We start from the raw sequence: 12,058 nt of genomic DNA on the forward strand, positions 1-12,058 counted from the left end.
TCAGCCCTTCAGACCCGACGTGGCCATGCCGTCGATCAGATAGCGCTGGAAGGCGAGGAAGAAGGCGAGCACCGGCAGCAGCGCGACCAGCGACATGGCGATCATGCCGCCGTAGTTGGCCAGCCCTTCCTGGTCGACGAACATCTTCAGGCCGAGCGAGACCGTGTACTTGTCGGGCTCGTTGAGGTAGATCAGCGGGCCCATGAAGTCGTTCCAGGAGTTGATGAACGTGAAGATCGCACTGGTGATCAGGGCCGGCCGGCTCAGCGGCAGCACGATCGACCAGTAGATCCGCAGGTGTCCGCAGCCGTCGAGGCGGGCCGCCTCGTCCAGTTCCTTGGGCATGTTGCGCATGAACTGCACCATCAGGAAGACGAAGAACGCCTCGGTGGCCAGGTACTTCCCGAGCAGCAGCGGCGTGTAGGTGTTGATCAGCTCCATGTTGCGGAACAGCACGTACTGCGGGATCAGCAGCACGTGGTACGGCAGCAGGAGCGTGCCGATCATCAGCGTGAACAGCAGATTGCGGCCTGCGAACCGGATCCTGGAGAAGGCGTACGCCGTCAGCGAGCAGGACACCAGGATGCCGATGACGGAACCGACCGCGAGAAAGAGCGAGTTGTAGAAGAACGTGGAGACGGAGATGTCGGCGATGCCGTCGGCGAGGCTCTTGTAGTTGGCGACGACGGGGTCGCTCGGCAGAAGGTCCAGGCTGCCGACGATGTCCTCGCTCTTCTTGAAGGACCCGCCGACGACCCAGACCACCGGATAGAGGATCACCGCGAGGACCAGCAGGGACCCGAGGTGCCAGGCGAGGGAGCCGGGCAGCTTGTGCCGCAACGCCCCGGAGCCGGACGGCTTGACGTCGGTGGTGGCCTGCGCGCTCATCGGGCGCCCTCCTCGTAGTGCACCCAGCGCTTCTGGGACCAGAACAGCACGGCCGTCACCAGGGCGACCGCGATCAGCAGGAGCCAGGCCATCGCGGAGGCCAGACCCATGCGGCTGTTCTCGAAGCCCTGGACGTAGAGGTAGCAGGTGTAGACCATCGAGCCGTCGGCGGGACCGCAGGCGTTGCCGCCCGCACCGCCGCCGACGATGTACGCCGAGCTGAAGATCTGGAAGGAGTGGATGGTCTCCAGCAGGACATTGAAGAAGAGGACCGGGGAGATCATCGGCAGCGTGATGTTCCAGAACCGCCGCAGCCTGCCCGCCCCGTCGACCTCGGCCGCCTCGTAGAGCTCGCGCGGGACCTGCTTGAGGCCGGCCAGGAAGATGACCATGGGGGCGCCGAACTGCCAGACGGTGAGCGCCACCAGGCTGTAGATGATCATGTCCGGGTCGCCGGTCCAGCCGCCGACGTCGATACCGAAGATCTTCTGCGTACGGTCGACGATCGCGTCGTCCGAGAAGATCGCCTTCCACACGATCGCGACGGAGACGCTCGCGCCGATGAGCGACGGCGCGTAGAAGGCGGCCCGGTAGAAGGCCTGCCCGCGCCGGCTCTGGGCGAGCAGCAGCGCCACACCGAGGGCCGCGAGCAGCTTCAGCGGCGTACCCACGGCGACGTACCAGAGCGTCACCTGCACCGAGTGGCGCCAGCGTGGATCGCCGAACATCTCGGAGAAGTTGTCGAGGCCGATCCACTTGGGCGCGTCGAACAGGTTGTAGTCGGTGAAGGCGAAGTAGAGCGAGGCGATCATCGGACCCGCTGTGAGCAGCAGGAACCCGGCGATCCACGGGGACATGAAGAGATAGCCGGCCAGGTTCTCCCGGCGCCGCCGCCGCTTGAGGGCGGCGGGGCGCGCGGGCTTCACCGGACCGTGCCGCGGCTCGGAGTCCTGGGACAGGTCCTCCATCGCAGGGGCGTGTGTCACGGTGGTTCCCATCAGGTGCCGAGAGCCGTCTTCGACTCGGTGAAGAACTGCTTGACGGCTTCCGCCACCGACCTCTTGCCCAGGCCCATCTCCTCGGCGATGCGCAGGAACGCCGACTCGCAGATGTCCGCGCCGTTCGGGTGCGGGGTGATGGGCTCGAGAACACCGGCCTTGACGAGGGACTGCTCGTAGGCGGCTATCGCCTGGTTGACCGGGTCGGTCGGCTTGTACGCGTCGAACTGGGCCTGCGTGGCGGGCACGCCCCGGTCGTAGCCCATGATCTCGGCGACCTCGGGTTCGTGCACCATGAAGTCGATGAACTGGGCGACTTCCTTGGGGTGCTGGGTGCGCTTGGAGGCGCTCAGCATCAGGGAACCGAGGTACTGGCCGGTCTTCTTGCCGTCCGTCGTCGGGATGGGAGCCAGGCCGTACTCGCTCTTGCCCTCGGAGGTGTAGCGGACGGTGAAGTTGTCCCAGGTGTACTCGCCACCGGAGAGCTCCGCGGCGAGCGCCGACTTGGGCTTGATCTGGGCGACCTTCTTGGGGTCGGAGAAGAGACCCTCCTCGACGCCCTTCCTGGCCTTCGTCCACCAGTCCGTCAGGTCCGCCTCGGTGAAGCCGAGTCCGTCCTCGGTGAAGAACGCCTTGCCGTTCTGGCGCAGGTAGAGGTCGTAGAGGTACATGGTGCCGTACATGCCGCTGTCGCCGGCGCGGCCCGTCTTGTCGCGGATCTTCTTCATCGCCGCGTCGAAGTCGTCCCAGGTCCAGCCCTGCTCCGGCTTGACGCCGGCGCGGGTGTAGACGGGTTTGTCGATGACGAGGGCCATCGAGTTGGACCCGACCGGAACGCCGAGGAGTTTGCCGTCGATCTCGCCGAACTTCTCCAGACCCGCGCGGAATCCCTCCATCCGGAGGTTGCCGGCCTTGGCCTGCTCACTGAGATCGAGCAGCACGTTCTTCGCGTCGTATTTGCGGAGGAAGCCGATCGCATTCTGGAACACGTCCGGCGGATTTCCGCCCGAGGCCTGGGTGTTGAACTTCTTCCAGAAGTCGAGATAAGGCTGGAAGTCCGTTTTCACCTTGATCTTCGGGTACTTCTTGTGGAAGAGCTCGATCGTCTTGTTGATTCTCTCGGCGCGGTCCTCCGCACCCCACCACGCGTAACGGATCGTCACCGTCCCGTCCGCGGAGGTCCCTCCGTCACCGCCGCACCCGGTCGTCGCGGCCAACCCCAGCGTGGCTGCCGTGGCTCCGGCCGCCTTCAGGATCGTACGTCTCTCAACATTCCTGCCGTTCACCACGGTTGGACCTCCCCGCACGTCGTCCCGCTCGCATGAATCGTTTCAAGTAAGCGCTTGCTGGCACAAGGTACGGAGGGGCTGAGAGTGCGTCAATGATTCGGACAAGATTTTCTTACCGAGGGGGCGGGCGACGGGGCGGGGTGCGGAGGTGGGGCTGAGGGCGGGGCCGGACGACGTCGCTGGTGACGACCGCACGACCGAAACGCCGAACGGGAAGGGGCGAGTCGGGCTGCTCTCGGGTGCGTCCGAAAGTCGACGCTGGGGTGGGAGGAGGGGGTTGTGGGGGCGGGGGTTGGTTTTGGCCATGAGGCGGTGGGGTGAGGGGCGTTGGGGGGGCGGGGGTTGGCGGGGTGGTGGCAACTGGGGGCGACGGGGGGGCTGGATGAGGGCGGGCGGGGCGGGGGGCTCGTGAGCTCGCGGGTGGTGGACGGGCCCGGCGGGAGGGGCTCGGGTCGGCGGGTGGGGGCGGGGCGGATGGGCGCGGACGGCCCACCGGCAGGGGTTTCCTGGCACGCCCGGCCCGAGCCATATTGCGGCGCAAGCTGGACCGGCGGCGGGGGCTTGGCAGTAGCCGACTGGACGAGGGCGGCGGCGCGGGTGGCTCACCGGTCAGGGTTTTCCCGGCACGCCCGGCCCGGGCTGATCCTGGCCCTGGCGGGACCGATGGGCGGATCTCAGCGCCAGCCGGCTCGACGGGGAGCAGTGGCACGGGCGACCACCGGGCAGGGAAATCCCGGCCCGCCCCGACCTGGGGCGATTCGCGGCGTTAGCTGGTCCGACGAGGGGCTTTCGGCGCCTGCGGCCTGGAGGGGGCGGCGGCGCGAGCGGCTCACCGACAGCCCTCGCACACCCGGCCCGGGCTGATCCTGGCCACAGCCGGCCCGGTGGCCGGATCGCAGCGTCCGCCGGCTCGACGGGGAGCCGCGGCGCGAGCAGCTCACGGCAGAGGGTTCCCGGCGCACCCGGCCCCCGACCAGGGACGGAGCTCGGCCCTGGCTGGCGCGACGAGGGAGGATCTCGGCGACGCAGGCGGCCCTGCCCGCGGGTTGCTCGCCCGCCCGGCCCGAGGCGGGTCTAGGCGCGAACTGGCCGACGAGGCGATCTCGGCCGGCGCTGGCGCCCCCTCCACCCAGCAGCCCCTGGCCCTCCCCGCGGAGCACCGCACCAGTTCGTTCGACGGCGGACTCGGCCGCACGCACGGCCCACCAGTCAAAGAACCCTGGCAGGCCCGGGGGCCCTCCCGACGGACCACGGCCCGACCCGATCCGACGACGGCCACGGCAGCCCGAGCGCCCCACCAGCCAGAACCCCCTCACACGCCCGGCCCTCCCCACGGACCACAGCCCCACCCGATCCGACGACGACCTCGGCAGCCCGAACGCCCCACCAGCCAGAACTCCCCCACACGCCCGGCACCCCCGACGGACCACAGCCCCAGCCAGCCCGACCGCGGTCCGGCAGCACGAGCGCCCTCTCCAGCCAGAGCCCCCTGAGCCTCTCGGCGGGTCACGGCGTCAGCCCGTCAGCCAACAGGCCCGGCCGCACGCGCGGCCCACTACGCAGAGCTCCCGACCCGCCCCTGACCGGCAGAGGGAGCCAGCAGCCCCCGCAGGCGAAATTCAGCCTCACCAGCGGCCCGGGCTGCAACGCGCTCGGCACCGGGTGTGAGCGGCCCGGCAGGGGAGAGTTCCGGCCACGCCGCAGTCAGGCGCCCGGCGCCCTCAGCCCGGCCGCTCGCCGAGGCCCAGCCCGACGCCCCCAAGCGGATTCAACGACGGCGGCCCACCTGCGTAATCGCAGGTGGGCCGCCGGTCCGGGTGGGCGATACTGGGTTCGAACCAGTGACCTCTTCGGTGTGAACGAAGCGCTCTCCCACTGAGCTAATCGCCCGGACGCAGGAAGAACATTACCCCATGTCAGCGGGTGCCTGTGACCAGCCGACCGGCACCCGCACCCCGGTCGTCGCTCACTGGTCCTTGATCTTCCACGGCATGACGATGCCGAATTTCCACAGATAGATACCGACCAGTACGCCCACGATGACCAGGCCGATCGACGTCAGGATGATGTTGCGGCGCCGCACCCTCGGATCGAGGGCGCGCTGGGCCGCCTCGGTGACCTTCCGCTTGGTCCAGCGGAGCACCAGCTGGGCCCAGACGAACTCGGTCGCCCAGATCGCCATGCCGCCGAAGATCACGACCCAGCCCGGCCCGGGCAGGGGCAGCATGATGATGCCGGCCACGACGACCGCGAGACCGATGATGAAAACGCCGACCTGCCAGCTCACATGCAGCGCGCGACGGGCCTTGATGAATTCCGGCGCCCGTGAACCGAGCGCACGGTCCTGCATGCCGTGCGCCTCGTCCGTCCCCGTCTCGTCCGACGCCACGGCCACCTCGCCCGGCTCGTTACTCCCCGTATTCATACGGCCAAACACTACCCGAGCGAAACCAGTCACCGGAATGGACGCACGACGCGAACGATCTCTCGGCCGGAAGAGTTACGTAAAGGCACGCAAAACACTCAGAGGGGTTTACAACGGCACCGTAGGTGGCATGTCGATTTCGCCGACGTGCGAATCCCCGAGCGCACACTGAGCGAAAGGCCCTGGCGCTTATGAACACCACGGTCAGCTGCGAGCTGCACCTGCGCCTCGTTGTGTCGAGCGAGTCCTCCCTGCCTGTCCCCGCAGGCCTGCGGTACGACACGGCCGACCCCTACGCCGTGCACGCCACCTTCCACACCGGAGCCGAGGAAACCGTCGAGTGGGTGTTCGCCCGCGACCTCCTCGCCGAGGGGCTTCACCGCCCTACGGGCACCGGCGACGTCCGCGTCTGGCCGTCGCGCAGTCACGGTCAGGGCGTCGTGTGCATCGCCCTGAGCTCGCCGGAGGGCGAGGCCCTTCTCGAGGCCCCGGCACGGGCCCTGGAGTCCTTCCTGAAGCGGACCGACGCCGCCGTGCCGCCCGGCACGGAACACCGGCACTTCGACCTCGATCAGGAGCTCTCGCACATCCTGGCGGAAAGCTAGGGCGAGGCCCCCACAAAGCCGCCCGGCGCCGTCGACTCGGGGAGACGGCTCGGGCCTGGACAACCGCATACGGGATGACACCGGCGCCGGTACCGCGGCTCACGCGGCACGGCGCCGGTTCGCGTGCGAGCGCCCCTCCCCCGCTGTCGTCGCGCGGGAACCCTGGCGGGCCCGGCGGCGTTGTATTCGAAGCCATGTGCGGGCATGAGGGCGGTCCGGCGGCGGTGGAGCCGTTACCATCGGCCAGCATCGGCGGGCGCCCGCCCGACCCTCAGGCCAGGGAGCGAATCGTGCTGATCACCCACGACACCCGGTGCGCCCTCGACACCGTGGTGGATCTGGTGAACACCGCACCGGAGGACGACACGGCGTCGGACGGGCTGCCGGACGTGGCGGCCCTCGCGGACTTCGTGCGGAACCACGAGATCAGCGATGTCGGGGTGCTCTCGGAGTTCGACCTCTCCGCGGTGCGCAAGATCCGCGGGCGCTTCGCCGCCGTCTTCGCCGCCCCCGACCCCCGGGCCGCCGCCGGGCACATCAACGAGCTGGTCGCGGCCGCCGGGACCACGCCCCGGCTCACGGACCACGACGGCTACGACTGGCATGTGCACTACTTCGCGCCCGGTGCCTCCGTCGCCGATCATCTGGCCGCCGACTGCGGGATGGCGCTGGCGTTCTTCGTGGTCGCCGGTGAGCAGGAGCGGCTGCGGCGGTGCGAGGCGCCCGACTGCCGGCGCGCCTTCGTCGACCTGTCCCGCAACCGCTCGCGACGGTACTGCGACAGCCGCACCTGCGGAAACCGCCTGCACGTGGCCGCGTACCGGGCGCGCCGCAAGGAGGCGGCGGGCTGACAGCCGTCGCCGGGCCGCGGAGCTACGGAGGACATCGGTGCCGACGCGGCCCCGGCGGGTGACGCCGGGTACCGCGGGTCAGGCTCACAGCAACAGCAGATCGTGCAACGAGGCCATGAGCAGCAGACTCCCGATCACCGCCAGGAAGATCATCAGCGGTGGCTGGGATAGGGCGAAGAGGCAACCACGTGGCTCGTCCTGCCGGGGACGTGGCTCGTCCTGCGGCGGTGCGGGGTCGCTCTGTTTCGTCGTGTCCAGCATCTCGCGGCGATGATGACGCAGTCGCCCCACCGGACGCGATCAGCGCCCTCGTTGCGTGCGGGAGTGCGCCGATTCCGTGAGGTCCGGGTCGGGTTGTGATCACTTCCGCGCGCGGGCGGACCCACTGTGACGATTCAGCCCCGGGCGGGCTGCTCCGTCATATGCCGTGCTTCTTGAGGATGGCCTCGATGTCGCTGAAGTCCTCGTCGCCGCGGGACGCGGGCGCGGGCCGGGACGCCGGGCGGGAGCCCTGCCCCAGGGAGGGAGCCGTGGCAGCCGGGGCCACCGCATCGGGCCGGTCGGCCGCGCGGGCCGCCGCCCTGCGCTCCTTGCGGGTGCCGCCGCGGCGGCGCTCCACGGCTCGTGTGGTCATGAAAAGCACCCACGCGACGCCGAGGACCCCGAACCCGGCCCAGGCCGTCGGGCTGAACGCGGTGTCGGCCAGCCACTCGACGACCCCCGTCATCACCAGGCCGATCGGGACGAGGGAGTAGGCCGCGATGCGGACCGCGGTGAGGTAGCGCTTGCGGTACGCCGCGACGACCGCAATGCCCAGGCCCGCCGCGGACACGGCGGAGCAGACGGTCTCGGCAATCATCCGGTCCTCCAGGCGTGGCGCGGTCGGGTCGGGGCACTTCGTCCCTTCCATCCTGCACCCGCCGTACCCCGGCGGGCCATGCTCCGGCCCGACATCAGGGACATCTCCGGGTCACCTCCTCCGCAGGTGCCGGTGCGGGCTGCGCCGCCGGTCACGACTGCTGGGAGACTGTCGGCATGAGCGACTCATCCCCCGACCGTTCCGCCGCCCCCGTCCTCGAGGTGTGGTGCGACCTCCAGTGCCCGGACTGCCGCACCGCGCTGGACGACCTCCGTGCCCTGCGCGCCCGCTACGGCGACCGTCTGGACGTGCGGCTGCGGCACTTCCCGCTGGAGAAGAACAAGCACGCCTTCGCCGCCGCCCAGGCCGCGGAGGAGGCGTGGGAGCAGGGCCGGGGATGGCCGTACGCCGAGGCCCTGCTGGGGCGGGTCGAGGAGCTGGCCCGTGAGGGAGAACCCTTCCTGGTCGAGGTGGCCCGCGAACTGGACCTGGACGCCGAGGAGTTCGACACCGCGCTGGTCGACGGCCGGCACATCCTGGTCGTGGACGCCGACCAGGCCGAGGGCAAGGCGATCGGCGTGACCGGCACCCCGACGTACGTCATCGGCGGTGAGCGGCTCGACGGGGGCAAGAGCCAGGAAGGGCTGCGCGAGCGGATCGAGGAGATCGCGGACCGGCTGCTGGCCGGGCAGGTGGGCTGACCTCCCGCCCCAGGCTGCCGGGCCGCTACAACAGCGGTTTGTACATGGCGTACTGCTCGGTCTCGTAGCCGAGTGAGGCGTAGAGCCGTTCGGCCGGGGCGTTGCCGGCGAAGACGTTGAGGCCGAGGGTCCGCCGGCCCTCGGCGATCGTCTGGGCCTCGGCCAGGAGCATCAGGGTGCGGCCGTGGCCCTTCCCCCGGTGGGCGGCGTCGGTCTCGACGTCGAAGACGAACGCGCTGCTCCGGCGCATCGCCAGCCACAGGGTGCCCACCGGTGTCCCCAGGTGCTCGACGACGCTGATGAGCATGCCGGCGGTGGCCAGGCCGTCGGGCAGCAGGGTGGCGTGATCGCGCTCGGACTTGGCCCGGGCCTCGGCCTCCGGGACGCCCCGCTCCATCCAGCTGTGCGCGTAGTCCTCCTTGCCCTTCTCCAGCCAGGGGCCGAACTCCGCCTCGGTCATGGGCCGGGCGCGGCTGCCCTCCGGCAGGTCGGGCGGGGTGTCGCCGAGCTGCTTCTCCATGCCGCGGTTGCGGACGACGTAGCCGAGCGCCGTGGCGAGCCGGAGCCCCGCCTCGGATGCGGCGGGGACCGACGCCTCGATGCGGCGGCACCCCCAGCCGCGCGCCACCTCCTCCGCGGCGAGGGCGGCGACCGTGCCCCGGCCTCGCCTGCGGTCCGGTTCGTCGATGTGCAGCTTCATGATCCGGGCCACCGCGGTGCCGAACACAGGGTGCGTGCCGAGGTGTATCGCCCCCACGGGACGGCTGTTCACGCACACCTGGTAGCGGCGTGAGCGCGTCCCGTCGGCATTCTGCTGAAGCGGCTCGATCGGCCGCAGGGTCGTGGTCATCAGGGGTGTTCTACCCGCAACCACGGCCTTGGTCAGCCGAATTTCCGGGGGCTGTCAGGGGTCGAGGTCGTTCCCGGCCCGCTCCTCGAAGATCCGCATCGCCTTGGCGGTCACCGGGCCCGGCGCGCCGGGCAGCTCACGGCCGTCGACCCGGTGCACGGCCTGCACGTCCCGCAGGGTGGAGGTCAGGAAGATCTCGTCGGCCCGCTCCAGGACGTCCAGCGGCAGGTCGGTCTCCTTGGCGCCGGTCCATTCGACGGTCAGCGCCCGCGTGATGCCCGCGAGGCAGCCCGAGGCGAGCGGCGGCGTGTGGATCTCGCCGTCGAGGACGACGAAGACGTTCGACCCGGTGCCCTCGCACAGCTGCCCCACCGTGTTGCCGAACAGGGCCTCGGACGCGCCCTGTTCACGGGCGCGGGCGAGAGCGACGACGTTCTCGGCGTACGAGGTGGTCTTGAGGCCGGTGAGCGCGCCGCGCTCGTTGCGGGTCCAGGGGACCGTGATCACGGCGGTGGAGTCGGGCCGGCGGGTAGTCTCGCCGAGGGCGACGACGAGGGTCGGGCCGTGCTCGCCGCGGTCGGAGCCGAGGGGGCCGTGGCCGCCGGTGTAGGTGATGCGGAGGCGGCCGAGCGGCACGGGGACGGCGTCGAGGACGGCGGCGCAGGCGCGGCGTACCTCGTCGTGGTCCGGGTCCGGCAGGCCGAGGCCGCGCGCGGAGCGGGTCAGCCGGTCGAGGTGCCGGGTGAGCGCGAACACCCGGCCGTTCACGGCCTTCACGGTCTCGAAGATGCCGTCGCCCACGGTCAGCCCGTGATCGAAGACGGAGACGCGGGCGGACTCGCTGTCCTGCAGCCCGCCGTCGAGCCAGATCTTCACGTCAGGTCCTCTCCACTCACCTCATACGCTCCCGACGCTATCGCGAGCAGCCGGGACGCCTTCAGCTCGGTCTCCCGCCACTCCCCCTCGGGGTCGGAGCCCCAGGTGATGCCCGCGCCGGTGCCGAAACGCAGCACGCCGTCGGCCCGGTCGATCCAGAAGGTACGGATGCCGACGGCCAGCTCCGAGACCCCCCGGTCGGCGTCGACCCAGCCGATCCCCCCGCAGTACGGCCCCCTGGGCGCCGTCTCCAGCGCGTCGATGATCCTCAGCGCGCTGGACTTGGGCGCACCCGTGACCGAGCCGGGCGGGAAGGCGGCGCCGAGCAGCTCGGCCCAGCCGGCCCCCTCTCCCAGCTCGCCGCGGACCGTCGAGACGAGATGGACCAGCCCGGGGTGCTTCTCGACGGCGCACAGATCAGGCACCGTCACACTGCCCGTGGCGCACACCCGCCCGATGTCGTTGCGGACGAGGTCCACGATCATCACGTTCTCGGCGTAGTCCTTCTCCAGCAGGTCCGCCTCCGTACGGCCGGTGCCCTTGATCGGCCCGGACTCGACGACCCGGCCTTCGCGCCGCAGGAACAGTTCGGGAGAGGCGGTGGCGATCTCCACGCCGTGCCCGGGCAGGCGGATCGTTCCTGCGTACGGTGCCGGGTTGCCGCGGGCGAGCAGCGCGGTGAGGGCGTCCACGTCGGCGCCGGGCGGCACGGGCGCGGACAGCACCCGGCACAGGTTCGCCTGGTACACCTCGCCGGCCGCGATGTGCTCGCGGATCCGCCGTACGGCGGCCGTGTACGCGGCGCGGTCGAGCGAGGACGTCCAGTCACCGGCAGCCGGGCCGCGCCAAGCGCCGGGCACGGGAGCGGGCACGTCCGCCGTCCGGACCTCCGCGAAACGGGCGCAGGTCAGACGGCCCTCGAAGTCGGCGCAGACGGCCCAGAAGCCGCTGGATTCCAGGGCTTCGGGATCGTCGGTGACGTCGAGGAGCCCGGTGGCGACGCGGTCGCCGAAGCGGGCGAGAGGAGGGAGGTCGAGCACGCTGTCGAGTCTATGGCGGGTTCCCGCGGGCGACCGGAGGATGTCCCGTCAGGCGGCCCGTGACCTCCCTGAGCAGGGGAAGCGCAGCACGCTGCACAAACGCGTTTTTGTACTGGCCCGGGAATCCGCTAGAGTTCAACACGTCGCCGGGCCGCGAGGGCGGACCGAAACGACAGGCGGACGTAGCTCAGTTGGTAGAGCGCAACCTTGCCAAGGTTGAGGTCGCGAGTTCGAACCTCGTCGTCCGCTCGAGGAAGAGGGGGCTTCCCGGCCCCCTACACTCCTGGTGGAGTGGCCGAGAGGCGAGGCAACGGCCTGCAAAGCCGTCTACACGGGTTCAAATCCCGTCTCCACCTCCAAGGACGATTAGCTCAGCGGGAGAGCGCTTCCCTGACACGGAAGAGGTCACTGGTTCAATCCCAGTATCGTCCACTGGATCTCTCAAGATCCCAACCCGCGCGATTAGCTCAGCGGGAGAGCGCTTCCCTGACACGGAAGAGGTCACTGGTTCAATCCCAGTATCGCGCACGCAGTGCCCATGATCCGCTGCTCTGAGTGGTCATGGTCCCGAGGACGATTAGCTCAGCGGGAGAGCGCTTCCCTGACACGGAAGAGGTCACTGGTTCAATCCCAGTATCGTCCACACCACACAGAAGCCCCCCGGCCGTTCGCGGCT

General features: G+C 70.2%; 12 protein-coding genes and 6 tRNA genes. 8 read left to right on the forward strand and 10 right to left on the reverse strand.

Going from position 1 to position 12,058, the window contains the following annotated elements:
- The 5 genes from AB0G20_RS26875 to AB0G20_RS26895 form a co-directional block, all read right to left on the reverse strand.
- Nucleotides 1-888: a carbohydrate ABC transporter permease gene (locus AB0G20_RS26875; protein ID WP_361306708.1), complete on the reverse strand. Its 888-nt coding sequence runs from the start codon at nt 886-888 to the stop codon at nt 1-3.
- Entirely contained in the window at nt 885-1,886 is a 1,002-nt protein-coding gene (locus AB0G20_RS26880; protein ID WP_361306709.1) for a sugar ABC transporter permease, read from the reverse strand. The genes AB0G20_RS26875 and AB0G20_RS26880 overlap by 4 nt, the downstream gene beginning before the upstream one ends.
- Complete coding sequence (locus AB0G20_RS26885; protein WP_361306710.1) at nt 1,886-3,175, reverse strand: extracellular solute-binding protein; 1,290 nt, start codon at nt 3,173-3,175, stop codon at nt 1,886-1,888. The genes AB0G20_RS26880 and AB0G20_RS26885 overlap by 1 nt, the downstream gene beginning before the upstream one ends.
- Before the next feature lie 1,818 nt (nt 3,176-4,993).
- A tRNA-Val gene (locus AB0G20_RS26890) sits at nt 4,994-5,065 on the reverse strand.
- 76 nt (nt 5,066-5,141) lie between these two features.
- A complete protein-coding gene (locus AB0G20_RS26895) occupies nt 5,142-5,600 on the reverse strand; it encodes a TIGR02611 family protein (protein ID WP_361306711.1) in 459 nt (152 codons plus the stop codon).
- Between the two features lie 191 nt (nt 5,601-5,791).
- Here AB0G20_RS26895 and AB0G20_RS26900 point away from each other — a divergent pair, with 191 nt between their 5' ends.
- Both AB0G20_RS26900 and AB0G20_RS26905 read left to right on the forward strand, forming a co-directional pair.
- Nucleotides 5,792-6,205: an SsgA family sporulation/cell division regulator gene (locus AB0G20_RS26900; RefSeq protein WP_004002642.1), complete on the forward strand. Its 414-nt coding sequence runs from the start codon at nt 5,792-5,794 to the stop codon at nt 6,203-6,205.
- Between the two features lie 290 nt (nt 6,206-6,495).
- Nucleotides 6,496-7,056, forward strand: coding sequence for a CGNR zinc finger domain-containing protein (locus tag AB0G20_RS26905; protein ID WP_361306712.1), 561 nt, complete (start codon nt 6,496-6,498; stop codon nt 7,054-7,056).
- An 84-nt stretch (nt 7,057-7,140) separates the two neighbouring features.
- Here the strand turns inward: AB0G20_RS26905 and AB0G20_RS26910 are convergent, their stop codons facing one another.
- Together AB0G20_RS26910 and AB0G20_RS26915 are read right to left on the reverse strand one after the other, a co-directional pair.
- Nucleotides 7,141-7,317 (reverse strand): hypothetical protein, encoded by a 177-nt coding sequence (locus AB0G20_RS26910; protein WP_248508179.1) that lies wholly within the window; start codon nt 7,315-7,317, stop codon nt 7,141-7,143.
- Between the two features lie 157 nt (nt 7,318-7,474).
- Nucleotides 7,475-7,915 (reverse strand): hypothetical protein, encoded by a 441-nt coding sequence (locus tag AB0G20_RS26915; RefSeq protein WP_361306713.1) that lies wholly within the window; start codon nt 7,913-7,915, stop codon nt 7,475-7,477.
- A gap of 176 nt (nt 7,916-8,091) precedes the next feature.
- Between AB0G20_RS26915 and AB0G20_RS26920 the strand changes: the two genes are divergently transcribed.
- Nucleotides 8,092-8,616, forward strand: coding sequence for a DsbA family protein (locus tag AB0G20_RS26920; protein WP_361306714.1), 525 nt, complete (start codon nt 8,092-8,094; stop codon nt 8,614-8,616).
- Nucleotides 8,617-8,641: 25 nt separating this feature from the next.
- Here AB0G20_RS26920 and AB0G20_RS26925 read toward each other — a convergent pair whose 3' ends face one another.
- Genes AB0G20_RS26925 through AB0G20_RS26935 form a run of 3 tightly spaced genes read right to left on the reverse strand, consistent with a single transcriptional unit; the run spans nt 8,642 to nt 11,382 of the window.
- Nucleotides 8,642-9,466, reverse strand: coding sequence for a GNAT family N-acetyltransferase (locus tag AB0G20_RS26925; RefSeq protein WP_361306715.1), 825 nt, complete (start codon nt 9,464-9,466; stop codon nt 8,642-8,644).
- 54 nt (nt 9,467-9,520) lie between these two features.
- Nucleotides 9,521-10,342: an aminodeoxychorismate lyase gene (locus AB0G20_RS26930; protein ID WP_361306716.1), complete on the reverse strand. Its 822-nt coding sequence runs from the start codon at nt 10,340-10,342 to the stop codon at nt 9,521-9,523.
- A complete protein-coding gene (locus tag AB0G20_RS26935) occupies nt 10,339-11,382 on the reverse strand; it encodes a chorismate-binding protein (protein WP_361306717.1) in 1,044 nt (347 codons plus the stop codon). The genes AB0G20_RS26930 and AB0G20_RS26935 overlap by 4 nt, the downstream gene beginning before the upstream one ends.
- A 176-nt stretch (nt 11,383-11,558) precedes the next feature.
- Between AB0G20_RS26935 and AB0G20_RS26940 the strand changes: the two genes are divergently transcribed.
- The 5 genes from AB0G20_RS26940 to AB0G20_RS26960 all read left to right on the forward strand — a co-directional run bounded on the left by AB0G20_RS26940 (nt 11,559) and on the right by AB0G20_RS26960 (nt 12,025).
- A tRNA-Gly gene (locus AB0G20_RS26940) sits at nt 11,559-11,631 on the forward strand.
- A 36-nt stretch (nt 11,632-11,667) separates the two neighbouring features.
- Nucleotides 11,668-11,741 (forward strand) — tRNA-Cys (locus AB0G20_RS26945).
- A 1-nt stretch (nt 11,742) separates the two neighbouring features.
- Nucleotides 11,743-11,814, forward strand: a tRNA-Val gene (locus tag AB0G20_RS26950).
- A 24-nt stretch (nt 11,815-11,838) separates the two neighbouring features.
- Nucleotides 11,839-11,910: transfer RNA gene (locus tag AB0G20_RS26955), tRNA-Val, on the forward strand.
- Between the two features lie 43 nt (nt 11,911-11,953).
- Nucleotides 11,954-12,025: transfer RNA gene (locus AB0G20_RS26960), tRNA-Val, on the forward strand.
- Nucleotides 12,026-12,058: the final 33 nt, after the last annotated feature.

The organism is Streptomyces sp. NPDC024017 (assembly GCF_040638895.1).
Taxonomy (GTDB): Bacteria; Actinomycetota; Actinomycetes; order Streptomycetales; family Streptomycetaceae; genus Streptomyces.

Bases quoted from the DNA above. Each gene is read 5' to 3' on its own strand.
- AB0G20_RS26880 (WP_361306709.1), bottom strand. From the start codon at position 1,886: ATGGGAACCACCGTGACACACGCCCCTGCGATGGAGGACCTGTCCCAG.
- AB0G20_RS26915 (WP_361306713.1), bottom strand. From the start codon at position 7,915: ATGATTGCCGAGACCGTCTGCTCCGCCGTGTCCGCGGCGGGCCTGGGC.
- AB0G20_RS26875 (WP_361306708.1), bottom strand. From the start codon at position 888: ATGAGCGCGCAGGCCACCACCGACGTCAAGCCGTCCGGCTCCGGGGCG.
- AB0G20_RS26910 (WP_248508179.1), bottom strand. From the start codon at position 7,317: ATGCTGGACACGACGAAACAGAGCGACCCCGCACCGCCGCAGGACGAG.
- AB0G20_RS26920 (WP_361306714.1), top strand. From the start codon at position 8,092: ATGAGCGACTCATCCCCCGACCGTTCCGCCGCCCCCGTCCTCGAGGTG.
- AB0G20_RS26895 (WP_361306711.1), bottom strand. From the start codon at position 5,600: ATGAATACGGGGAGTAACGAGCCGGGCGAGGTGGCCGTGGCGTCGGAC.
- AB0G20_RS26900 (WP_004002642.1), top strand. From the start codon at position 5,792: ATGAACACCACGGTCAGCTGCGAGCTGCACCTGCGCCTCGTTGTGTCG.
- AB0G20_RS26925 (WP_361306715.1), bottom strand. From the start codon at position 9,466: ATGACCACGACCCTGCGGCCGATCGAGCCGCTTCAGCAGAATGCCGAC.